Source organism: Streptomyces sp. SP18CS02 (assembly GCF_036322365.1).
Classification (GTDB): domain Bacteria; phylum Actinomycetota; class Actinomycetes; order Streptomycetales; family Streptomycetaceae; genus Streptomyces.
The window spans coordinates 111474-134776 of sequence record NZ_JAQYXC010000297.1 but is presented as its reverse complement, the minus strand read 5'-3'; the positions used below and the strand labels follow the sequence as shown (position 1 = coordinate 134776).

The window sequence follows — 23303 nt, the reverse complement described above, 5'->3', positions numbered from 1 at the left end:
TCCCCGCAACCGCTGGGCGCACGTCAGCGCGGGAGGGGCTCGGCGGCCGCGCGCGGCGGCCCGGGCGCGGCAACGCACCGACGAGGGCCCGGGCGTACGCGGCACGGGGCGGGCCCACCGGGCGCGGCAACGCACCGACGAGAGGCCCGGGCGTACGGGACCAGGCAGCCTCCGGCGCGCCGGCACCGGCACCCGGGCGGCGGCCGCGGACGCGCAGCCCGCGCAGCCGCCTCTCCCGTCAGGGTCGTGGCATCACCGTCGTGGCGCCGTTACACGCGGCTCCATGCCTCCAGGGCGAGCCCGGGCTCCGGCTTCTGGCGGGTGACCCGCAGCGTGCCGTCCGTGCCGATGGCGGCCACGACCACACGGCCGCGGTCGTCCAGGGCCATCGCGGGCGCGCCGGCCGTGGCGTCGCCGGTGGCGGACCAGTGCGCGCCGGACTCCTCGGCGCCCGTCGGGCAGGCGGCGACGGACAGCCGCCCGTCCTGGCCGCGCACGGCGATGACCGTGCAGTCGTGGCCGTCTATCACCGTGCGCACCGCCGCGGGCATGGAGCCGGCGGCCGGGGAGATGCCCAGCGCCACCGTGTCGCCGCCGGGCCGGTGGACGACGAGTTCGCCCGTCTTGGCGTCGGTGCCGTACAGACTGATCCGGTCGGGGGCGCTCTCCAGCGGCGTCACCGATCCGGCCGCCAGGCAGACCGAGCGGGTGGAGGCGGGTTCGACCTCGCCGCCGGGCTCCGTCTGGGCCCAGTGCTGGACGGTGCCCTCGCCGACGGCCACCACCTGGACCTTGCCGGACTTGGTGGTGAAGGCCGTGAGCGACTCGTGGGAACCGTCACCGGGCAGCTCGACCCAGCCGCCCCACTTGCCGTCGCGCTTCTCGGCGCGCAGCGAGACGCGGCCGCGGGGGTTGCACGGCAGGGCGTACAGGGAGCCGTTGTTGTCGACGGTCGCGGCGGGCTGCGCGAGGCTGCCGCCGTGCTCGGTGTCCGCGAAGGGGCAGCCCAGCGGGTGCCAGGGGGTGGTGCGGCGGCCCGACTGGTACTGGGTGGTGTGGGACATGCCCACGTCGATCAGTCCGTCGTCCCGGACCGAGCGGCGCTGCACCACCAGGTGCACATAGCCGTTGGGGCCCTGGGCGACGGTGAAGTGCTCGATGTCCGGCATCTCGAAGAAGAGCGGCTGCGACCACTCGGGGCCACCGGGCCGGCGTTCCGTCCAGCAGAGCAGGCCGCCGTCGGTGGCGGCGTAGGCGTTGAGCCTGCCGTCCTTGCCGAGGAGCAGCCAGCGGCTGGTGGCGGGAGCGTGCGCGGGGTGGGCCGCGGGGGCCGGGAGAACGGTCGTCGGGTTCTTCCGGGACCTGCGCAGGGGCCGCAATGCCATGTCTCTGGGAGACCCTTCCCTGACAGTGATTTCGGCGGTGTCCGGTACACCTCACGGACTGACCGTAGTTCGCCCGACGATAACACTTGGGCCGCGCCCGCCGGCGCCCGGTCCAGGTGGGAGGCTGGTCCCGTGGACGTACGTGTGGTGGTCGACGGGGCGAACGTCGTGGGTTCGGTCCCGGACGGGTGGTGGCGGGACCGGCGTGGGGCCGCCGAGCGGCTGCGGGACCGGCTCGTCACCGCCGCGCGGGAGGGCGTCGCGGGGTGGCCCGGCCCCGTGGAGGTGGTGCTGGTGGTCGAGGGACGGGCGAGGGGCGTGGAGTCCGTGCCGGGGGTGCGGGTCGTGGCGGCGCCCGGCAGCGGTGACGACACGATCGTCGAGCTGGCCCGCGAGGCGGCCGGCCGGCCGTGCGTGGTCGTCACGGCGGACCGGGAGCTGAGGCGGCGGGTGGCGGAGCACGGGGCCGAGTGGGTCGGGCCCGGCGCCCTGCGCGACCGCGACGACCCGCCGCGATGAGGGTCTACGGCTTCTCGATGCCGCGGCCCAGACGGCTGTGGGAGCGTCCGTAGAGGAAGTAGACGACGACGCCGATGGCCATCCACGCGCCGAACCGGAGCCAGGTCTCGGTCGGCAGGTTGAGCATGAGCCAGAACGACGCCGCGATCGACAGGATCGGGACCACCGGCACCCAGGGGGTGCGGAAGGCGCGGTGCAGGTCGGGCCGGGTGCGGCGAAGGATGATGACGCCGAGCGCCACGACGACGAAGGCGAAGAGCGTTCCGATGTTCACCAGTTCCGCGAGCTTCTCCAGGCTGGTGAAGCCCGCGACGACGGCGATCACCACACCGAGCAGGATGGTCGCCCGGTAGGGGGTGCGGTACTTCGGGTGGGTGACGGAGAAGAAGCGCGGCAGCAGTCCGTCGCGGCTCATCGCGAAGAACACCCGGGTCTGGCCGAGCAGAAGGATCATGGAGACGGTGATGAGGCCGACGGCCGCGCCGAGGCTGATGGCGCCCGCGAAGAAGGGCTGGTCCACGGACTTGAAGGCGTCGGCGAGCGGGGCGGTGGGCGACATCTCCCGGTAGAACTGCATGCCGGTGACCACCAGTGTCACGGCCACGTAGAGGATCGTGCAGATGAGGAGCGAGCCGAGGATGCCCCGGGGCATGTCCCGCTGGGGGTTCCTGGTCTCCTCGGCGGCGGTGGCCACGACGTCGAAGCCGATGAAGGCGAAGAAGACGAGGGAGGCCGCGGTGAAGATGCCCATGACGCCGAAGTTGGTGGGCTCGTAGCCGAAGATCACCTGGACCAGCGCCGCCTTCAGGCCGCTGCCCGCGGGCTGCGGCTCGGCCGGGGGGATGAACGGGGTGTAGTTGTCGGCCTTGATGAAGAACAGGCCCGCGACGATGACCATCAGCACGACGGTGACCTTGATGGCGACCACGATCGCGGTGATCCGGGCCGAGAGCTTCGTCCCGACGACCAGGATGGCGGTCAGCAGCAGCACGAGCAGGAAGGCCAGCAGGTCGAAGGAGCCTCCCTCGTCGGGCCCGGACAGCGCGACGGGCATGTCCCAGCCGAGGTTGGTCGTCAGGAGGTGGCGCACGTAGCCGGACCAGCCGACGGCCACCACGGCGGTGCCGAGGGCGAATTCGAGCACCAGGTCCCAGCCGATGATCCAGGCGGGCAGTTCGCCGATCGAGGCGTACGAGAAGGTGTACGCCGACCCGGCCACCGGCACGGTGGACGCGAACTCGGCGTAACAGAGTGCGGCCAGCGCGCAGACGACGCCCGCGGCGACGAAGGAGAGGGCGGTGGCGGGCCCGGCGTTGTTCCGGGCGGCGATGCCGGTGAGGACGAAGATGCCCGTGCCGATGATGACGCCGACGCCGAAGACCGTGAGGTCCCAGGCGGACAGGGACTTCTTCAGCGCATGCTCGGGCTCCTCGGTGTCGCGGATGGACTGCTCCACCGTCTTGGTGCGGAACACCCCGGCGCTCCGGGGGGGCTGCTGCTGCTCTGTGCTCACCGGCGTACCTCCGTAGCCATGGCCGTACACCCATGATCGAGAGGCCGACCGGACCGTGCGCGCCCTCCCGGGGCGTTTCACACGAAAGGACCGGCCGGGACCCCTCAGGGTGCTCCGACCGGTCCAATGCGCGTACCGGATGGTCCGGGCCTCAGTCGCGGGCGGGCTCCACGGCGGCGTCGGCCTCGTCGTACCGGCCGTCCAGGCGGGAGACCAGCCCCGTCACCTGGCGGGCGATGTCCGGGGCGGTGAGACCGATCTCGGCCATGACCTCCTTGCGGGAGGCGTGGTCCAGGAACCGCGGCGGGATGCCGAAGTCGCGCAGCGGTACGTCGACGCCCGCGTCGCGCAGGGCCTGGGCGACCGCGGAGCCGACACCGCCGACGCGGCCGTTGTCCTCGACCGTGACGACGACCCGGTGCCGCTCGGCGAGCGGTGCCATCGCCTCGTCGACCGGCTTGACCCAGCGCGGGTCCACGACCGTCGTGGAGATGCCCTGCCTGTCGAGGAGGCCGGCGATCTCCAGGCACATCGGGGCGAGCGCGCCGACGGACACCAGCAGCACGTCCGGCCGGTCGGCGCCCGCCTCGCGCAGGACGTCCATGCCGCCGATCCTGCCCACCGCCTCCACGGCGGGGCCCACCGCGCCCTTGGAGTAGCGCACCACGGTGGGGGCGTCGTCGACCTCGACGGCCTCGCGCAGCTGGGCGCGGACCTGGTCGGCGTCGCGGGGCGCGGCGATCCGCAGGCCGGGGACGACCTGGAGGATCGACATGTCCCACATGCCGTTGTGGGAGGCGCCGTCGGTTCCGGTCACACCGGCCCGGTCCAGGACGAAGGTGACGCCGCACTTGTGCAGGGCCACGTCCATCAGGACCTGGTCGAAGGCGCGGTTGAGGAAGGTGGCGTAGACCGCGAAGACCGGGTGCAGCCCGCCGGTGGCGAGGCCGGCCGCGGAGACCGCGCCGTGCTGCTCGGCGATCCCGACGTCGTACACGCGCTCCGGGAACTCCTTGGCGAACTTGTCCAGACCGACCGGCTGGAGCATGGCCGCGGTGATCGCGACGATGTCCGCGCGCTCCTTGCCGAGGGCGACCATCTCCTCGGCGAAGACGGAGGTCCAGTCGGCACCGGAGGAGGCGATCGGCAGGCCCGTGTCCGGGTGGATCTTGCCGACGGCGTGGAAGCGGTCGGCCTCGTCCTGGAGGGCCGGCTGGTAGCCGCGGCCCTTCTCGGTGAGGCAGTGCACGATGACCGGTCCGCCGAAGCGCTTGGCGCGGGTGAGCGCCGACTCCAGGGCCTCGATGTCGTGGCCGTCGATGGGGCCGACGTACTTCAGGCCGAGGTCCTCGAACATGCCCTGGGGGGCGATGAAGTCCTTCAGGCCCTTCTTGGCTCCGTGCAGCGTCTCGTAGAGCGGCTTGCCCACGACCGGCGTGCGGTCGAGGATGTCCTTGGTGCGCGCCAGGAAGCGCTCGTAGCCGTCGGTCGTACGGAGCGTGGCCAGGTGGTTGGCGAGGCCGCCGATCGTCGGGGCGTAGGAGCGCTCGTTGTCGTTGACCACGATGACGAGGGGGCGGTCCTTGGCCTCGGCGATGTTGTTCAGCGCCTCCCAGGCCATACCGCCGGTGAGCGCGCCGTCACCGATGACGGCGACGACGTGGTCGTCCCGTTTGAGCACCTCGTTGGCCTTGGCGAGGCCGTCGGCCCAGCCGAGGACGGTCGAGGCGTGCGAGTTCTCGATGAAGTCGTGCTCCGACTCCGCGCGCGCCGGGTAGCCGGACAGGCCGCCCTTCATCTTCAGCTTCGAGAAGTCCTGGCGTCCGGTGAGCAGCTTGTGCACATAGGACTGGTGGCCGGTGTCCCAGAGGATCTTGTCCTTGGGGGACTCGAAGACACGGTGCAGGGCGATGGTCAGCTCGACCACGCCGAGGTTGGGCCCGAGGTGGCCACCGGTCTTGGAGACCGCGTCCACCAGGAACGACCGGACCTCCGCGGCCAGCTGGTCCAGCTGCTCCGGGGAGAGCCGGTCGAGATCGCGCGGGCCCCTGATGCGGGTCAGCAGAGCCACCCGTGCCTCCTTGCGTGTTGAGCTGGTCGAGCTGCCGATTTCGTCGAGTCTAATGTTCCGCTCCGGGGCCGAGGTCACGGGCGGTGGTTCTGCGTCCTGTCACCGGCTTGGACGCAGCAATGCCCGGCGCCGGTTGACGGCGCCGGGCACTGAACGGTTCCGCTACGCGCGACCTGCGGTCTTCTGCGTACGGCGGGAGACCGAGTCGATCACGACGGCGGCCAGGAGCACCGCTCCGGTGATCATGTTCTGGATGGCGTTGGACATGCCGATCATGTTCAGGCCCTGCTGGATCGACTGGATCACGATCATGCCGAGCAGCGCGGACCAGACCTTGCCGCGGCCGCCGAAGAGGCTGGTACCGCCGATGACGGCCGCCGCGATGACCAGCATCAGCGTGTTGCCGCCGCCCAGGCTCTTGGTGGCGCCGCCGGAGAGGCTGGCGATGAACAGACCGCCGAAGGCACCGAGCGTGCCGGAGAGGGCGAAGACGACGATCCGCACGCGGTCGACGTTGATACCGGCCCGGCGGGCGGCTTCGGCGTTGCCGCCGACGGCGAACACCTTGCGGCCGAAGGTGGTGCGGCGGGCGACGAAGTCCGCGAGCACCAGTACGGCCACGAAGAGGACCAGCGCGAGGGGCAGGCCGCGGGCTCCGGCGGGCTCGTTCATGACGTACGCCACAGCGAAGACCAGGATGGCGACGACGACGGAGCGCAGCACGATCTCGCTGACCGGGCGGGCCGGCAGGAGGGCGGCCTTGCGGCGCTTGCTGTCGGTCAGCAGCGAGGCGACGTAGGCGAGGACGGCGACCAGGGCGAGGCCGTAGGCGGCCGCCTTGTCCTCGAAGAAGTAGTTCGTCAGGTTCTCCACGACACTGCCGGAGGGCGTGTTGATGGAGCCCTCTCCGCCCATCAGCCACTCCTGCATGCCCATCCACGCGAGGAAGCCCGCGAGGGTGACCACGAAGGCCGGGACGCCGATCTTGGCGAAGAAGAACCCGTGCAGCGCTCCGATGGCCGTGCCGGCCAGGACGGCCAGGACGATCGAGAGCCACTCGTTGACACCGTTGGTGACCTGGAGGCCGGCCCATACGGCCGCGCCGACGCCCGCCACGGAACCGACCGACAGGTCGATCTCGCCCAGGATGAGGACGAAGACGATACCGACGGCCATGATGCCGAGGCCGGAGCTGTAGACCGCGACGTTCGCCACGGAGCTGGCCGACAGGAAGTTGGAGTTCTGCAGCTGGAAGACGATCGCGATGACGATCAGTCCGATGAAGACCGGCAGGGAGCCCAGTTCACCGCCGCGCGTCTTGCGGACGAACTCGGTCCAGTAGCCCTGGAGGCCCTGCTCGCGCACGAGCAGGCGGGGGTCGACGGCCGGGATGGGGGCCGCGGACGTGGCAGGGGCCTGGGCGTCCTGGCGGTCCGGGGCGGGGGTCTTGGCGAGGTCGCTCACTTCGCGTCCTCCTTCGTGGCCGTGCGTGCCTGGCGACGCGTGACGGCGTTGTCCGTGGCGCCGGTGATGGCGGCGATGATCGTTTCGTGCGAGGTGGACCGGACGTCGAAGACGCCGTTGTTGCGGCCCAGGCGCAGGACCGCCACCTTGTCGGCGACGGCGCGCACATCGGCCATGTTGTGGCTGATGAGGATGACGCCGTGGCCGCGCTCGCGCAGTCGCTCGACGAGGTCGAGCACCTGCGCGGTCTGCTCGACACCGAGGGCGGCGGTGGGCTCGTCCAGGATGACGATCTTGGGGTCGCCGATCAGGGCGCGGGCGATGGCCACGACCTGGCGCTGACCGCCGGAGAGGGCGGCGACCGGGATGCGGACGCTGGGGATGCGGATGGACAGGGTGTCCAGCAGCTCCTTGGCGCGCTTCTCCATGGCGATCTCGTCGAGGACGGACGCCCTCTTCAGCTCGTTTCCGAGGAAGAGGTTGGCGACGACGTCGAGGTTGTCGCAGAGCGCCAGGTCCTGGTAGACGGTGGCGACCCCGAGGTCCTGGGAGTCGTTCGGCCGGCCGATGCGGACCGGCCTGCCCTCCCACTCGATGGAACCTTCGTCGATCGGGTGGACACCCGAGATCGTCTTGACGAGGGTCGACTTGCCGGCGCCGTTGTCGCCGACCAGGGCGACCACTTCGCCGGCGTGGATCTCCAGGTCTACGTCGGTGAGCACCTGGACGGCGCCGAACCGCTTGGAGACTCCGCGCAACGCCAGCACGGGCGTAGCGGACACGTGAATCATCTCCTTCGCCGCCTGACCGGCGGGGATGGGTTGTACGGGGAGTACGGGGGCTGCGAGTCCCTGTCCGGCAGGCCGGGCGGCGTGCCCGGCGGCGGGCGGACAGGTGGGAGGAGAAGTCCGGCGCCCGCCCTCGCTTGCGGGGCGTGGATGGGGCGGGGCGCCGGACCGGCTCAGGGAGGCCGCGGGGCCTCGCCTGTGGGGGGGTGTTACTTGATGCCGGCTGCCTCGCAGGCCGCCTTGTACTCGGCCGTGCAGATGTCCGCGGCCGTGTAGACCTTGTCGGCGACGATCGTGGAGGCGATGTTCTCCTTGGTCACGACCTCGGCGTCGTACAGCTTGGCCGGGATGTCCTTGAACTCACCGGTGAGGCTGGTGACCTTGGTGGAGACCAGGTCGTCGATGCTGTTGCCCTTGAGCAGACGGACCGCGATCTCGGCGGTGGTCTCGGCCTCCGGCTTGATCTGCTTGTAGATCGTGAAGGACTGGTCGCCCTTCAGGATGCGCTGGAGACCGGCGAGCTCGGCGTCCTGGCCGCCGACCGGGACCTTGACGCCCTGCTTGTTGAGGGCCGTGATGATGCCGCCGGCCATGCCGTCGTTGGCGGAGTAGACGCCCTGGAAGCCGTCCTTGCCCAGGGAGTCGATGGCGGCACCCATCTTCTTGTTGGCCTCGTCCGGGGACCAGTCCGGGATGTCCTGCTCGTAGACGACCTTCTTGACCTGGGTGTCCAGGACGCTGTGGGCGCCCTTCTTGAACAGGGGGGCGTTGGGGTCGGTCGGCGAGCCGTTGATCATGACAACGTTGCTCTCCTTGGCCTTGGCGCCGAGCGCCTTGACCAGGCCCTCGCCCTGGAGGCGGCCGATCTTCTCGTTGTCGTACGAGACGTACGCGGAGATCGGGCCCTCGGCCAGCCGGTCGTACGCGACGACCTTGACGCCCTTCTTGTCGGCCTGCTGCACCCAGGACTTGGTGGCCTTGTAGTCGACCGAGTCGAGGATGATGACCTTCACGCCCTGCGTCACGAGGGCGTCGAACTGCTTCTTCTGGGTCTCGGTGTCCTGCGCGGCGTTGTTGTACTTGACCTCGCAGTCGCCGCACAGGGCCTTGATCTTCGCCTCGATGATCGGGCGGTCGAACGTTTCGTAACGCGTCGTCTTGTTCTCCGGAAGCAGCAGACCGATGGTCTTGCTGTCGCCGCCGCTGCCGCCGGCCGAGTCGCCGTCGCCCGCCTTGCCACAAGCGGCGAGGGAAGCGGCCATGGTGACCGCTGCCGTGCCTATGACGATGCGTCGCGTCATTGCGTTCATGTGGGGTTGCCTCCCTGACGAGGCCGCGACGTTGCGGCCGAGGTGGCTGGAAGTCAACTCGGCCGCAACGTCGTCGTCAAGGAGTAAATTGACAACGAGATGACAACGGTGCCATCCGTTATCTAAGTGAACGCAGGCGTGTTGGCCGGAAGGGCACTCTCAAGAAGTGTCGAATCGCCCATTTCGCTCAGCACGAGGGCGAGTGCGCCCAGCACCTCGGCGCGGCCTCCCAGTGCCCCCGGCGCCACCGAGAGCTGCCGGGCGGCGCTGGGGATGGCATAGCGGGAGACGGACTCCCGGATGGGCCCCAGAACCAGCTCACCGGCCTCCGCGAGGGCGCCGCCGAGCACCACCCTGCTGGGGTTGAGCAGGTTGCAGAGGTTGGCGACACCACTGCCGATGTGACGTCCGACGTCGGCGATGACCCGTCGGCAGCCCGGGTCCCCCTCCCGGGCCAGCTGGACGACCCGCTCCATGGTGAGATCGGGCCCGTGCCCCGGCCGGAGCAGCGGCAGGACGTAGCGGGCCGCCGTGAAGGTCTCCAGACAGCCGCGGTTCCCGCAGCGGCAGACGGGGCCCGACTCGTCCAGCGTGATGTGGCCGATCTCGCCGGCGGTGCCGCCGGGCCCCCGGTAGATCTGCCCGTCGATCACCAGCCCGGCGCCGACACCGCTGGCGACCTTGATGTACGCGAGGTCCCTGACGCCCCGCCCGCCGCCCCAGACCAGCTCGCCGAGGGCGCCCAGGTTGGCGTCGTTGTCGACGTACACGGGGACGCCGAGGCGGCCGGCCAGCTCCTCGGAGGGGTTGATGCCGGTCCAGCCCGGGAGGATCGAGGTGGAGCCCAGCGTCCCGGAGGAGACGTCGATGGGGCCGGGGACGCCGAGGCCGACGCCGATCACCTTGTCCTGGCCGATCCCGGTGGTCTCGATCAGCCGTTTGACCAGCTGTTCCGCCCGGCCGAAGCCCTGCGCGGAGGACGCGTCGACATCCAGCGGCTCGGACTCCTCGGCGAGCACCTGGTGGGCCAGGTTGCCCACGGCGACCCGCAGGTGGGTGTGGCCGAAGTCGACGCCGATGACGATGCCCGCGTCCCCGCTGAGCGAGACGCTGCGGGCCCTGCGGCCCCCCGCGGAGGTGGGCGTCACCTCGACGGTGCCGCCGTCCTTCAGCTCCCGGACGATGTTGGAGACCGTGGCCGCCGAGAGCCCGGTGGTCCGGGCGATCTCCGCCTGGGTGAGCGAGCCGGCCATACGCACCGCGCGCACGACTCGCTCGAGATTGGCCCGATGCAGAGATGTCTGCGACCCCGGAGTCTCCATCGACTCTCTCACTCCTGCCGTTTTCTCCAACATGTGAACTCTAAGCTGAGCCTTTCGGGTTGGCCCCCGTCAAGACCTTGAGCGTCCGGAGGCTCCTATGAGCACACAAGGTACGGAAATATCCGAATTATGCGTAATGAACGAGTGAACGTGCGGTCGCGCGGCGAATGCCCCGGCGGATTTCCGCCGGGGCATTCGCCGCGCCTTCGTTACTCTGCGCCTCGGGCCGGTGACCCGGACGGGCTCACTTGAGGGCGCCGGCCGTCAGGCCCGCCACCACCTGCCGCTGGAAGATGATGTACGCGGCCAGCACCGGCAGCATCGCGATCACAAGACCGGCGAAGAGCCCCGAGTAGTCGCCCTTGTACGTCTGGCTGGTGGAGAGCTCCACCAGCCCCTGCGCCAGCACCCGCTTCTCGGGATCGGTGTTGAGCACGGTCGGCAGCATGTACTGGTTCCACTGCCCCAGGAAGTTGAAGATGCCGACGCTGATCAGCCCCGGCCGGGCCAGCGGCAGCATCACCTGGAAGAACGTCCGGGTGTGCGAGGCCCCGTCGAGCATCGCCGCCTCCGCGATGGAGGACGGCAGGGTCCGGAAGAACGACGTCAGGAAGAAGACGGTGAACGGCAGCGAGTACGCGATGTAGACCAGGATCAGCCCGTGCATCGTGTTCAGCAGTCCGGTGTTGTCCATGACGAAGAAGAGCGGCACCAGCGCCAGCATCACCGGGAAGCTCATCCCCCCGACGAAGAGGAAGTACAGGAAGCGGTTGCCGGGGAAGTCGAAGCGGGCCAGCACATAGGCGGCCATCGAACCGAACAGCAGCGTGCCGACGAGCGAGCCCGCCACCACGATCAGCGTGTTCAGGAAGTATTCGCCCATGTGCGCTTCGGTCCAGGCCCGGGACCAGTTCTCGAAGTGCGGCGCGTCCGGCAGCCCCCAGGGCCGGTCGAAGATCTCCGGGTCCGTCTTGAAGGACGTCATCAGCGCCCACAGCAGCGGCAGGACGACCATCACGGCCCACAGGATCAGCATCCCGTGCGAGAAGACGTTGAGGACGGCGCCCTGGCCGTCCTTCCTCACGGCCGCGGCCGCCGGGGCGCCGCCCGGGGCGCGCTGCCCCGGCACGGACGGGTCGGTGAGGCCGGAGGGCGGTGTGTCAGTGGTCTTCATCAGTACTCCAGCCGCTCGCGCCGGCCCGCCCGCATCACGATGGCCGCGAAGGCCAGGGTGACGAGGAGCAGGGCGACACCGATCGTGGTCGCGTAGGCCGCCTGGCCGTCCCGGAAGGCCGCCTGGTACACGTACAGCGGCAGGACGGTCGTCGCGTAGTCGGGACCGCCGGGCCCCACCGACATGATGTGCACCACGGCGAAGGCCTCGGCTCCCAGCGCCAGGATGCCCATGTAGACCCAGCCGGACTGCACGGTCTCCCAGAGCAGTGGCAGCGTGATCCTGAAGAACGTGGCGATCCGGCTCGCGCCGTCGAGGAGCGCCGCCTCGTAGAAGTCCTTGGGGATCGACGCCATGCCGGCGGAGAACAGCACCACGAAGAAGCCGACCGTGCACCACACCAGGACCGCCATGATGCACCACAGGGCGAGCTCGGGGTCGCCCAGCCAGTTGGGCTGGAAGCCCTCCAGGCCGACCGCCTCGAAGGCGCCGTTGATCATGCCCTGCGCCGGGTCGTACGCGAACTGGAAGAGGATCGCCACGATCGCGATGGACAGGACCTGCGGGAAGAAGTACGCGATCTTGTAGAAACCCGAACCGCGGACCCCCGTGACGGCGGCGCCCTTCCGGTGCCGCCCGCCCACATTGATCATGAAGGCGAAGAACAGCGCGAGCCCGAGCGTCACCAGCGGCAGCACGAACGCGAGCAGGACGCTGTGCCACAGGGACTTCCAGAAGATGTCGTCACCGAGCATCTTCGAGTAGTTGTCGAAGCCCACCATCGTGAACTCCGGGCTCAGGCCGGTCCAGTCCGTGAACGAGTAGTAGATGGACTGGATGAACGGCCAGATGACGAAGATGGCGTACAGCGCCAGGGGGATCGCCAGGAACCCGGCAATGAACCGGTACTTACCGTGTTGCATCGTTACCGACTCCGACCTTCCTGCGGCGTCGCCGCCGCCGGTGACACCGGGTCACTTCTGGTGCTTGAAGTGCTTGATGGACGAGTCCTTGGCCGCCGCGTCGGCGAAGCCCTGGATCTTCTTGATGGTCTCGGCCGGAGTCGCCCGGCCCGCCATCATCTCGCCCAGTCCGGCCACCCCGATCTGCTCCTTCTGGAGCTTCACGTACCAGTCCTGGAGACGCGGGTTCACCACGTTCCGGCCCGCCTTCTCCAGCGCGGCGACACCGGACGCGAGTCCGTCGGACAGCTCGATGCCGTCCGTACCGCCGTTGAACGCGGAGAGCGACTTGGTGCTGGCGGTGAAGCTCTTCGAGGACGCCTCGCTGAGCATGATGCGCAGCTGCTCCATGCCGCCGTCGGGGTTGTTCGCCTTGGCCGGGACGATGAAGGGCTCACCGCCCGACGCCCAGATGGTGCCGAAGGGCAGCTTGTCGGAGGCGTCGAGGCCGGAAGGCGCGCCGACCGCCAGCTTGAAGTCCTTCGGGATGAACTTCGCCTCCTCGTTCTCCAGCCAGGAACCGTTCGGGATGAAGAGCGCCTGGCCGCGCGCCCAGGCGCCCTGCGAGCCGCGGTGGTCCAGACCGGGTGTGCCCTGGAGGATGTAGCCCTTGGCGAAGAGCTCGTAGTACGCCTCGAAGGCGGCCTTGACGGCCGGGTGCTCCCAGGCCTTCGGCTCCAGGTTGTCGATCGCGTCGAGCACCTCGACACCGCCGATCTTGGCGATGAAGGGGTAGAGGGAGAAAGGAATGTAGTACGGGTGCTTGCCCGGGTACGTCCAGCCGGCGATGCCCTGCTTCTTCGCCTTCGCGCACAGGGCGAGCATCTCGTCCCAGGTCTCCGGGTACGTGGCGTCCAGCTTCTCCAGCGCCGTCCGGGAGTACCAGACGCCGTAGACGGTGTACGCGTAGTACAGGATCCACACCGGGTCACCGTCGAACTGACCCATCTCCACGATGCCCGGGCGCAGGGTGTCCCGGACCTTCTTGGCCGGGTCGTCGACGGAGGCGGCGTCCAGCAGCGGGGTGAGGTCGGTCAGCTGCTTCTTGCCGACCAGGACGCCCATGTCCATCTGCTGGGCGCCGGAGTTGTCGATGAGGTCCGGCGGGGTGCCGCCGTTGAAGCGGGGCTGGAGCACGGACTGGATCTTCTGGGTCTTGGAGAACTTGACCTGCGCCTTGGGGTAGGTCTTCTCGTAGACGGCCTTGGCGTCCTCGGCGTACTTGGTGCCGAAGCCGCCGTCGAAGATGACGATCTCCAGCGGTGCGGAGTCGTTGACGCCGAGCGGGTTCTTCTCGCTCTTCTCGCCCTTCGCCGCCTTGTTGCCCTCGTCCTTGCCGCCACCGCTCGCGCAGGCGGACAGGAAGCTCATGGTCGGCACGCTGATCAGGCCGAGCGCGGCGGACCGCTTGATCAGATCGCGACGGCCGAGGCCCTCGTTGTTGCGGCCTGAGATGAATCCCATGCTCAAGTCCTCGCCTTCTCCAGGACTCAGGCGGTGTACCGGTCACCCGTCCTCTCGCCCGAGGGCGAAGGGTCCCGCCACCGCGGTCATTTGCTGGGTCGTGCAGGTACTGGTCTCGCAGGATGTGCTGGTCACGCGGGCTCTGCTGGTCATGCGGGCACGGGTTCCGCCCGGGCCGGTCACACGAGTCCTGGTGGTGACACGAGAGCTGATGGCGCAGGTGCCGGAACGGTCACTCGGACGCCGACAGGTATAGTCCACTTCCCGTCAACTGAGCAAGATCGAAAGCAACTTTGGGCGGCAGTCTTTCCCGAGTTGAGACCTCGCGGAAATGCGGGACGACCCGGTGCGCATTCACCCTTCACCGCAATCCGGGAAATGACTGAATCCGATCTTCCGACAACACCAACACCCTTGACACCGTGCGGCACTTGCCTCCCTACTGGTTCCTGCGCAGATCATTTGACAACGTTGTCCAACGCGCTCGGCAGGAGGCAGGACGCGGGATGCAGCCCAGACCACGACCTCGTCACAGACACTTCCGTACGGCCGCCCTCGTGGCGGCCGTTTCCCTGATCGCGGCGGCCACGCCGTCGGCGGCGCTCGCCCTCCCGGCCCCGCCCGGCCCGACGTCACGGGAGTTCACCAGTTCCTTCGAGGCGGACGAAACCCCGCCGGACTGGCGCGACACCGTCGAGGTGGACGCCGACGGCCGGAAGCGGGCGGCCGGGGTGGACGGAGGCTTCGCCACCGGAATACCGGGCAACATCACCGACCGGGTCGCGGAGCTGCGCGCGAGCGGCGAGAACACCGGCGCCGGGGAGACCAAGGAGAACCTGGCCGACCTCCAGCCCGGCACCAAGTGGCTCACCTTCGCGCCCGCCGGCTGGGTCGAGTTCGACCTGGACGGACCGGCCAAGGTCGTCACCTACGCGCTGACTTCGGCCAACGACCACTCCCCCCGTGACCCGAAGGACTGGACGCTCAAGGGCTCCGCCGACGGCAAGGAGTGGACGGTTCTCGACACGCGCGAGGGCCAGACCTTCGAGAAGCGCTTCGAAACCAAGTCCTACGACTTCAACAATTCAACGCAGTACGCGCATTACCGGCTGGAGATCACCGGGAACAACGGCGCCGACGCCCTCCAGCTCGCCGACGTCCAGTTCTCGAACGGCGACACCTCCGCCCCCGCCCCGGCGGACATGCGCAGCCAGGTCGACCGGGGGCCGGGCGGCTCCCCCACCGCCAAGGCCAACGCCGGTTTCACCGGCACGCGGGCGCTGAGGTACGCCGGCACGCACAAGCCGGACGGCCGCGCCTACTCGTACAACAAGGTCTTCGACGTGAACACCGTCGTCGGCCGGGACACCGAGCTGTCCTACCGGATCTTCCCGTCCATGCCCGAGACGGACCTGAACTACCCCGCCACCCATGTATCGGTGGACCTGGCCTTCACGGACGGCACCTATCTGAGCGACCTGCGGGCCGTCGACAGCCACGGCGGGGTGCTGACCCCGCAGGGCCAGGGCGCCGCCAAGCGGCTCTACGTCAACCAGTGGAACCAGGTCACCGCCTCCGTCGGCACCGTCGCGGCCGGCCGGACGGTGGACCGGATCCTGGTGGCGTACGACTCCCCCCGGGGGCCGGGGAAGTTCCAGGGCTGGATCGACGACGTCTCCCTGAAGCGGGCGGTCCCCGAGAAGCACCCGGGCCGCCCCTCCGACCACGTCTCGACCGTGCGCGGCACCAACTCCAGCGGCTCCTTCTCGCGCGGCAACACCTTCCCCGCGACCGCCGTGCCGCACGGCTTCAACTTCTGGACCCCGGTGACCAACGCCGCGTCCAAGAGCTGGCTGTACGAGTACGCGCGCGGCAACAACGCGGACAACCTGCCCACCGTCCAGGCGTTCAGCGCCAGCCATGAGCCCAGCCCGTGGATGGGCGACCGGCAGACCTTCCAGCTCATGCCGTCGGCCGCGGCCGGCACCCCGCCCACCGGCCGGGTCGAGCGCGCCCTGCCCTTCCGCCACGAGAGGGAGACGGCGAAGCCGCACTACTACGGCGTCACCTTCGAGAACGGCCTCAAGGCCGAGATCACCCCGACCGACCACGCAGCGATGATGCGGTTCACCTTCCCGGCCGACGACGCGTCGGTGGTCTTCGACAACGTCACCGACGAGGGTGGCCTCACCCTCGACCCGGCGAGCGCCTCCTTCACGGGCTTCTCCGACGTGAAGAGCGGACTGTCGACCGGCGCCACCCGGATGTTCGTGTACGGCGTCTTCGACGCGCCGGTCACCGACTCCGCGTCCGCGGGCGTCAAGGGCCATCTGCGCTTCGACGCGGGCAAGGACCGCAGCGTCACCCTGCGCATGGCGACCTCGCTGATCAGCGTCGAGCAGGCGCAGCGGAACCTGGCCGCGGAGATCCCCGCGCGGGCCCGCTTCGAGAGGATCGAGGACCGGGCCCAGGACGCCTGGGACGACCTCCTGGGCCGCGTCGAGGTCGAGGGCGCCACCCGCGACCAGCTGACCACGCTCTACTCCAGCCTCTACCGGCTCTACCTGTACCCCAACTCGGGCTTCGAGAAGGTCGACGGCAAGGACCGGTACGCGAGCCCCTTCTCGCCGCAGACCGGCCCGGACACCCCGACCCGTACCGGCGCCAAGATCGTCGACGGCAAGGTGTACGTCAACAACGGTTTCTGGGACACCTATCGCACCACCTGGCCCGCCTACTCCTTCCTCACCCCCGGGAAGGCCGGCGAGCTGGTGGACGGCTTCGTCCAGCAGTTCAAGGACGGCGGCTGGATCTCGCGCTGGTCGTCCCCCGGCTACGCCGACCTGATGACCGGCACCTCCTCCGACGTGGCGTTCGCCGACGCGTACGTCAAGGGCGTCGACTTCGACGCGGAGGCCGCGTACGAGGCGGCGCTGAAGAACGCGACGGTCGTGCCGCCGAGCAAGGGCGTGGGCCGCAAGGGCATGGAGACCTCGCCCTTCCTCGGCTACGCCTCGACCGAGACCCACGAGGGGCTGTCGTGGTCGCTGGAGGGCTACCTCAACGACTACGGCCTGTCGAGGATGGCCGACGCCCTCTTCGAGAAGACCGGGAAGCCCCGCTACAAGGAGGAGGCGGAGTACTTCCTGGGCCGCGCCCGCAACTACGTCACGCTCTTCGACACGGAGGCCGGCTTCTTCCAGGGCCGCGACCTCAAGGGCGACTGGCGGGTGCCCGGCGCGCAGTACGACCCGCGCGTCTGGGGCCACGACTACACCGAGACCAACGGCTGGGGCTACGCCTTCACCGCCCCGCAGGACAGCCGGGGCCTGGCCAATCTGTACGGCGGCCGCGCCGGCCTCGGCCAGAAGCTGGACACGTACTTCAGCACGCCCGAGACCGCGAGCCCCGAGTTCGTCGGCTCGTACGGCAGCGTCATCCACGAGATGACCGAGGCCCGGGACGTGCGGATGGGCATGTACGGCCACTCCAACCAGGTCGCCCACCACGTCACGTACATGTACAACGCGGCCTCGCAGCCCTGGAAGACGCAGGAGAAGGTCCGTGAGGTGCTCTCCCGCCTCTACACCGGCAGCGAGATCGGCCAGGGCTACCACGGCGACGAGGACAACGGTGAGCAGTCCGCCTGGTACCTCTTCTCCGCGCTCGGCTTCTACCCGCTGGTGATGGGCAGCGGCGAGTACACGATCGGCTCACCACTGTTCACCAAGGCGACCGTGCGGATGGACAACGGCAACAAGCTGGTGGTCAAGGCGCCGCGCAACAGCGCGAGGAACATCTACGTCCAGGGGCTGCGGGTGAACGGCAAGGCGTGGAACTCCACCGCCCTGCCGCATTCGCTGCTCGCCAGGGGCGGCACGCTGGAGTTCGACATGGGGCCGAGGCCCTCGGCGTGGGGCACGGGGAAGGACGCCGCCCCCGTCTCCATCACCACGGACGACGGGATCCCCACGCCGCGCCGGGACGCGCTGTCGGGTGCGGGGGAGCTGTTCGACGACACCTCGGCGACGTCGGCGTCGGTCGAGGCGGTGGAGCTGCCCGTCCAGGGCGCCACGCGCGCCGTCCAGTACACGCTGACCTCGTCCACCCGCGACAAGGCTCCCTCGGGCTGGGTGCTCCAGGGGTCGCGGGACGGTACGGCGTGGACGGACCTGGACGAACGGTCGGGTGAGACGTTCACCTGGGACCGGCAGACCCGGGCGTTCACGATCGCCCGCCCCGGCCCGTACGAGAGGTACCGGCTGGTGCCGAACGCGGTGGCGACGCTCGCGGAGGTGGAGCTGCTGCGCTGACACCGCCACACGGTGGACGGGCCGCCGGGGCCGCTGCCCCGGCGGCCCGGTCCCGCCGTGGCCGCCGTCGCCGCGTCGCCGCGCACGACAAGGGCGACGCGTTCCCCGCGCCGGTCCCGTGCGACCGCGAGGTACGACAAGGGCCGCACCCCGTCCGAGACGGGGTGCGGCCCTCCTTGGCGCGGGTCCGATCAGTTGCGGATCAGGTTGCGCAGCACGTACTGCATGATGCCGCCGTTGCGGTAGTAGTCCGCCTCACCGGGGGTGTCGATGCGGACGACCGCGTCGAACTCGACACCGGTGTCGGTGGTCACCTTGACCGTGCGCGGGGTGGTGCCGTTGTTCAGCTCGGTGACGCCGGTGAAGGAGAAGGTCTCCTCACCGGTCAGGCCGAGGGAGGCCGCCGAGGCGCCCTCCGGGAACTGGAGCGGCAGCACGCCCATGCCGATGAGGTTCGAGCGGTGGATGCGCTCGTAGGACTCGGCGATGACGGCCTTGACGCCGAGGAGCGCGGTGCCCTTGGCGGCCCAGTCGCGGGACGAGCCCGAGCCGTACTCCTTGCCGGCCAGGACGACCAGCGGGATGCCCTGCTCGATGTAGTTGCGCGAGGCGTCGTAGATGAACGACACCGGGGCGTCCGCCTGGGTGAAGTCGCGGGTGTAGCCGCCCTCGGTGCCCGGCGCGATCTGGTTGCGCAGGCGGATGTTGGCGAACGTACCGCGGATCATGACCTCGTGGTTGCCACGGCGCGAGCCGTAGCTGTTGAAGTCACGGCGCTCCACACCGTGCTCGGTGAGGTACTGACCGGCCGGGGTGTCGGCCTTGATGGCGCCGGCCGGGGAGATGTGGTCGGTGGTGACCGAGTCGCCCAGCTTGGCCAGGACGCGGGCGCCGGCGATGTCCTCGACCGGGGCCGGGTCCATCGTCATGCCCTCGAAGTACGGGGGCTTGCGGACGTAGGTGGACTCGCTGTCCCACTCGAAGGTGTTGCCGGTCGGGATCGGCAGCGCCTGCCACTGGGCGTCGCCCGCGAAGACGTCCTGGTAGGACTTGTTGAACATGTCCTCGCCGATGGCGCTGGCCACGACCTCGTTGACCTCGGCCTCGGAGGGCCAGATGTCCTGCAGGTGGACCGGGTTGCCCTCGGTGTCGATGCCGAGCGCGTCCTTGGTGATGTCCACCTTCATGGAGCCCGCCAGGGCGTACGCGACGACCAGCGGCGGGGACGCCAGGTAGTTCATCTTGACGTCGGGGTTGATCCGGCCCTCGAAGTTGCGGTTGCCGGAGAGCACCGAGGTGACGGCCAGGTCGTGGTCGTTGACGGCCTTGGAGACCTCCTCCGGCAGCGGGCCGGAGTTGCCGATGCAGGTGGTGCAGCCGTAGCCGACGAGGTTGAAGCCGACCTTGTCGAGGTACGGGGTCAGGCCTGCCTTGTCGAAGTAGTCGGTGACGACCTTGGAGCCCGGGGCGAGGGTGGTCTTGACCCACGGCTTGCGGGTCAGGCCCTTCTCGACCGCCTTCTTCGCCACCAGCGCGGCGGCGACCATGACGTACGGGTTCGAGGTGTTGGTGCAGGAGGTGATCGCGGCGACGGTGACGGCGCCGTGGTCGATCTCGTACGTCGAGCCGTCGGGGGCGGTCACGGTGACCGGGTTGGACGGGGCGCCGTTGGGGTGGTTCGCCGGGGCGTCGGAGGCCGGGAAGGACTCCTTGCCCGCCTCGTCCACATCGTCCACGTAGTTGCGGACGTCCTGGGCGAACTGCGCGGCGGCGTTCGCGAGGACGATGCGGTCCTGCGGGCGCTTCGGGCCGGCGATGGACGGGACGACCGTGGAGAGGTCGAGCTCCAGCTTCTCGGAGAAGTCGGGCTCGGCGGCCGGGTCGAGCCAGAGGCCCTGCTCCTTGGCGTACGCCTCGACGAGCGCGACCTGCTGCTCGGAGCGGCCGGTCAGCTTCAGGTACTTCAGGGTCTCGCCGTCGATCGGGAAGATCGCGGCGGTGGAGCCGAACTCCGGCGACATGTTGCCGATGGTGGCGCGGTTCGCGAGGGAGGTCGCGGCGACGCCCTCACCGTAGAACTCGACGAACTTGCCGACGACGCCGTGCTTGCGCAGCATCTCGGTGATCGTGAGGACCAGGTCGGTGGCGGTGGTGCCGGCCGGCAGCTCGCCGGTCAGCTTGAAGCCGACGACGCGCGGGATGAGCATGGAGACCGGCTGGCCGAGCATCGCGGCCTCGGCCTCGATGCCACCGACGCCCCAGCCCAGCACACCGAGGCCGTTGACCATGGTGGTGTGCGAGTCGGTGCCGACGAGGGTGTCAGGGTAGGCCTGGCCGTTGCGGACCATGACCGTACGGGCCAGGTGCTCGATGTTCACCTGGTGGACGATGCCGGTGCCCGGCGGGACGACCTTGAACTCGTCGAAGGCGGTCTGGCCCCAGCGCAGGAACTGGTAGCGCTCCTTGTTGCGGCCGTACTCCAGCTCGACGTTCTGGCCGAAGGCGTCCTTCGTGCCGAACTTGTCGGCGATGACGGAGTGGTCGATGACCAGCTCGGCCGGGGCCAGCGGGTTGATCTTCGCCGGGTCACCGCCGAGCTCCTTGACGGCCTCACGCATGGTGGCGAGGTCCACGACACACGGCACACCGGTGAAGTCCTGCATGATCACGCGGGCCGGGGTGAACTGGATCTCCTGGCTCGGCTGGGCCTGGGAGTCCCACTCGCCGAGGGCCCGGATGTGGTCGGCGGTGATGTTCGCGCCGTCCTCGGTGCGGAGCAGGTTCTCCAGGAGAACCTTCAGGCTGTAGGGGAGGCGCGCGGAGCCCTCGACCTTGTCCAGCTTGAAGATCTCGTACGACTCGTCGCCCACGCGCAGCGTGCTGCGGGCGTCGAAGCTGTTCGCCGACACGACAGTCTCCTTCATCAATGTGCGCGTACTACCTCAATGCTGCCGCCACGGCTCCTCGCCGATCCGCTAAGGTAAGGCTAAGTTAGGCAGCCCTTACCGATTGGCGGCACGCGGTACGCCTTCGGCAGATATCTCGATGTCGAGATAACTCTAGTACATGACCGCGTCCCGGTCATGCCCAGGTTGGGCCGTCCGCAGCCGGGCAGCGGGGACGTTCACTCGGCGAACCCAGGCATTTCGCCCCTGCCTCGCCGTGAGTCTCGTCACGCGGGGTGCTCCCGCCCCCGCCCGCGCGCCGGACTCCTCACGTTCCGCGACGCCCCGGGCACGCCACCGCGCGCGGCGGGCCGCGGTGCCGACACGCGCCCGGCGGGTCCCGGTGCCGACGGGCGCGCTCGGCGGCTCCCGGTGCCGAGGGGCGCGCTCGGCGGCTCCCGGTGCCGAGGGGCGCGCTCGGCGGTTCTTCTCACGCCGCCGGTGGCTTCGGGGGGCCGGGTCCGGCGGTCTGGGGCCGAGGTCCGGGGCCGGGGGGCGGGGTCCGGGGCCGGGGGGGTCCGGGGCCGGGGGGGGCGGGGTCCGGGGCGGAAGGACGCGGTTCCAGCAGGGCGAGAACGCCCGTGACCGGACTAGCCGGCTCCGCCCCCGGCAGGCGTCGGCCCTCCGGGGGACCACTCCCCCACCGGGGCCGCCGTAGCCACTTTTTTGTGGGTACTTGTCGGCGGATGGCAGGGGGGACAACCTGATGACGCGCGGTCGCGGGGCCGCCGGATCCGCGAGTGACGGGGGTGGCGAGGGTGGCGGTGCGTCAAGAGACGTCTTGGGCCTCGGCCAGCTTCTCCAAGCGGCGATGGCCCCAGTCGGAGACGGGAGCCAACGCTTCCGAGAGTTCACGGCCGAACGCGGTCAGGGAGTACACCGTCTTCAGCGGCAGCCCGTCGTGCACCTCCCGGTGCACCAGCTCATGGGCCTCCATCTCGCGGAGCGCCTGAGTCAGCACCTTCTCACTGAGGCCCGGAAGCCGTCGGCGCAGCTCGCCGGGGCGCTGCGGACCGGACTCCAGCAGCCAGAGAAGAGCGGTCTTCCACTTGCCGTCGATCACCGCGATCGCGGCGGTCACTCCGCAGACATCCGCGTCCTGGGCACGACTGCGCGTCATTTTTGCCCCCTTCATTATCCTTTGACATACGGGAGTTGAGCATGTCCCTTCTCGACGAACAGTCTGCCGTCACCGTGCTCGGTCTCGGCCCGATGGGCCGGGCGCTGGCCGGCGCGTTCCTCGACGCCGGCCTGCGGACCACGGTCTGGAACCGTACGCCCGGCCGGGACCGGGAGCTGGTCGAACGGGGCGCGATCGGCGCCCGATCGGCCCGGGAAGCGGTCGCCGCGAGCGATCTGACCGTGGTCTGCGTGGTGAACTACGACGCGGCGGACGCCGTGCTGCGGCGTGACGCGGTCACGGATGCGCTCAAGGGGCGGACGGTGGTGAACCTGACCGCCGACACTCCGGACCGGGCCCGGGACACCGCCGTCTGGGCGGCCGAGCACGGCGTCCGGTACCTGGACGGCGCCATCATGACGCCGACGACGACCATCGGGACTCCGGCCGCGGTGTTCATCCTCAGCGGCCCGGAGGAGCTCCACCGGGAGCACCGGCCGGTGCTGGACGCCCTGGGCGGCACCCTCACCCACCTCGGGGAGGAGATCGGCCGGGCGGCGGCGTACGACATCGCACTGCTGGACATCTTCTGGACCGCGATGGCGGGCTACGCGCACGCCCTGGCCGTGGCGCGGGCGGAGGGAATCACCGCGCGTGAGCTGGCGCCGTTCGCACAGGGCATCGGTGCGATCATGCCACCGCTCTTCGGGGAGCTGGCGGAAGGAGTGGACAGCGGCGACTTCTCCGGCGAGGGCAACCCGATCACCTCGTCGGCGTCGTCCATGGCGCACATCATCCACACCTCCGAGGCTCACGGCATCGATGCGGGGGTGATGCGCGCGGCTGAGGGATTGGCCCGTCGTGTCATCGGACTGGGCCACGGCACGGACGGCTTCATCCGCGTCGCCGAGGTTCTGGGACGTCGCTGAGGGGACCGGTACGACGGCGGGGCG

At 69.8% G+C, this 23303-nt stretch carries 15 protein-coding genes; 3 read left to right on the top strand and 12 right to left on the bottom strand.

Annotation, left to right across the window (positions count from 1 at the left end; translation table 11 throughout):
- Positions 1-269 precede the first annotated feature (269 nt).
- Positions 270-1385: a hypothetical protein gene (locus PUR26_RS29320; protein ID WP_329876940.1), complete on the bottom strand. Its 1116-nt coding sequence runs from the start codon at positions 1383-1385 to the stop codon at positions 270-272.
- Positions 1386-1517: 132 nt separating this feature from the next.
- Here PUR26_RS29320 and PUR26_RS29315 point away from each other — a divergent pair, with 132 nt between their 5' ends.
- On the top strand, positions 1518-1904 hold the full coding sequence (locus tag PUR26_RS29315; protein ID WP_329876938.1) for an NTP pyrophosphohydrolase: 387 nt from the start codon (positions 1518-1520) through the stop codon (positions 1902-1904).
- Between the two features lie 4 nt (positions 1905-1908).
- Here PUR26_RS29315 and PUR26_RS29310 read toward each other — a convergent pair whose 3' ends face one another.
- The 9 genes from PUR26_RS29310 to ngcE all read right to left on the bottom strand — a co-directional run bounded on the left by PUR26_RS29310 (position 1909) and on the right by ngcE (position 13972).
- Positions 1909-3417 carry an amino acid permease gene (locus PUR26_RS29310; RefSeq protein WP_329876936.1) on the bottom strand — a complete coding sequence of 503 codons (1509 nt, stop codon included), beginning with the start codon at positions 3415-3417 and terminating at the stop codon, positions 1909-1911.
- 151 nt (positions 3418-3568) lie between these two features.
- Entirely contained in the window at positions 3569-5488 is a 1920-nt protein-coding gene (gene dxs, locus PUR26_RS29305; protein WP_329876934.1) for a 1-deoxy-D-xylulose-5-phosphate synthase, read from the bottom strand.
- A gap of 162 nt (positions 5489-5650) precedes the next feature.
- Positions 5651-6952 (bottom strand): sugar ABC transporter permease, encoded by a 1302-nt coding sequence (locus PUR26_RS29300; RefSeq protein ID WP_329876932.1) that lies wholly within the window; start codon positions 6950-6952, stop codon positions 5651-5653.
- Positions 6949-7743: an ATP-binding cassette domain-containing protein gene (locus PUR26_RS29295; protein WP_329876930.1), complete on the bottom strand. Its 795-nt coding sequence runs from the start codon at positions 7741-7743 to the stop codon at positions 6949-6951. The genes PUR26_RS29300 and PUR26_RS29295 overlap by 4 nt, the downstream gene beginning before the upstream one ends.
- Before the next feature lie 206 nt (positions 7744-7949).
- Entirely contained in the window at positions 7950-9050 is a 1101-nt protein-coding gene (locus PUR26_RS29290; RefSeq protein ID WP_443077208.1) for a substrate-binding domain-containing protein, read from the bottom strand.
- 122 nt (positions 9051-9172) lie between these two features.
- Positions 9173-10372, bottom strand: a complete 1200-nt coding sequence (locus tag PUR26_RS29285) for an ROK family transcriptional regulator (RefSeq protein ID WP_329876928.1) — start codon at positions 10370-10372, stop codon at positions 9173-9175.
- 244 nt (positions 10373-10616) lie between these two features.
- Positions 10617-11546, bottom strand: coding sequence for a carbohydrate ABC transporter permease (locus PUR26_RS29280; protein WP_329876926.1), 930 nt, complete (start codon positions 11544-11546; stop codon positions 10617-10619).
- Entirely contained in the window at positions 11546-12469 is a 924-nt protein-coding gene (locus PUR26_RS29275; RefSeq protein ID WP_329876924.1) for a carbohydrate ABC transporter permease, read from the bottom strand. Before PUR26_RS29275 ends, PUR26_RS29280 begins: the two co-directional genes overlap by 1 nt.
- 51 nt (positions 12470-12520) lie before the next feature.
- Positions 12521-13972 (bottom strand): N-acetylglucosamine/diacetylchitobiose ABC transporter substrate-binding protein, encoded by a 1452-nt coding sequence (ngcE, locus tag PUR26_RS29270; RefSeq protein ID WP_329876922.1) that lies wholly within the window; start codon positions 13970-13972, stop codon positions 12521-12523.
- A 506-nt stretch (positions 13973-14478) separates the two neighbouring features.
- On the opposite strand from ngcE, the gene PUR26_RS29265 reads away from it, so the two are divergent.
- Positions 14479-18285 (top strand): GH92 family glycosyl hydrolase, encoded by a 3807-nt coding sequence (locus PUR26_RS29265; protein WP_329876920.1) that lies wholly within the window; start codon positions 14479-14481, stop codon positions 18283-18285.
- A 191-nt stretch (positions 18286-18476) separates the two neighbouring features.
- Here PUR26_RS29265 and acnA read toward each other — a convergent pair whose 3' ends face one another.
- Positions 18477-21194 (bottom strand): aconitate hydratase AcnA, encoded by a 2718-nt coding sequence (gene acnA, locus PUR26_RS29260; protein WP_329876918.1) that lies wholly within the window; start codon positions 21192-21194, stop codon positions 18477-18479.
- A gap of 805 nt (positions 21195-21999) precedes the next feature.
- Positions 22000-22350 (bottom strand): winged helix-turn-helix transcriptional regulator, encoded by a 351-nt coding sequence (locus tag PUR26_RS29255; protein WP_329876916.1) that lies wholly within the window; start codon positions 22348-22350, stop codon positions 22000-22002.
- A 41-nt stretch (positions 22351-22391) separates the two neighbouring features.
- On the opposite strand from PUR26_RS29255, the gene PUR26_RS29250 reads away from it, so the two are divergent.
- The gene (locus tag PUR26_RS29250; RefSeq protein WP_329876914.1) at positions 22392-23279 is read left to right on the top strand and encodes an NAD(P)-dependent oxidoreductase; all 888 of its coding nucleotides are present in this window, start codon (positions 22392-22394) and stop codon (positions 23277-23279) included.
- Positions 23280-23303 lie beyond the last annotated feature (24 nt).

Coding starts and splice junctions, on each gene's coding strand:
- PUR26_RS29265 (WP_329876920.1), top strand. CDS start 14,479: ATGCAGCCCAGACCACGACCTCGTCACAGACACTTCCGTACGGCCGCC.
- PUR26_RS29290 (WP_443077208.1), bottom strand. CDS start 9,050: ATGAACGCAATGACGCGACGCATCGTCATAGGCACGGCAGCGGTCACC.
- PUR26_RS29250 (WP_329876914.1), top strand. CDS start 22,392: ATGTCCCTTCTCGACGAACAGTCTGCCGTCACCGTGCTCGGTCTCGGC.
- PUR26_RS29275 (WP_329876924.1), bottom strand. CDS start 12,469: ATGCAACACGGTAAGTACCGGTTCATTGCCGGGTTCCTGGCGATCCCC.
- ngcE (WP_329876922.1), bottom strand. CDS start 13,972: ATGGGATTCATCTCAGGCCGCAACAACGAGGGCCTCGGCCGTCGCGAT.
- PUR26_RS29280 (WP_329876926.1), bottom strand. CDS start 11,546: ATGAAGACCACTGACACACCGCCCTCCGGCCTCACCGACCCGTCCGTG.
- PUR26_RS29285 (WP_329876928.1), bottom strand. CDS start 10,372: ATGGAGACTCCGGGGTCGCAGACATCTCTGCATCGGGCCAATCTCGAG.
- PUR26_RS29255 (WP_329876916.1), bottom strand. CDS start 22,350: ATGACGCGCAGTCGTGCCCAGGACGCGGATGTCTGCGGAGTGACCGCC.
- PUR26_RS29295 (WP_329876930.1), bottom strand. CDS start 7,743: ATGATTCACGTGTCCGCTACGCCCGTGCTGGCGTTGCGCGGAGTCTCC.
- PUR26_RS29320 (WP_329876940.1), bottom strand. CDS start 1,385: ATGGCATTGCGGCCCCTGCGCAGGTCCCGGAAGAACCCGACGACCGTT.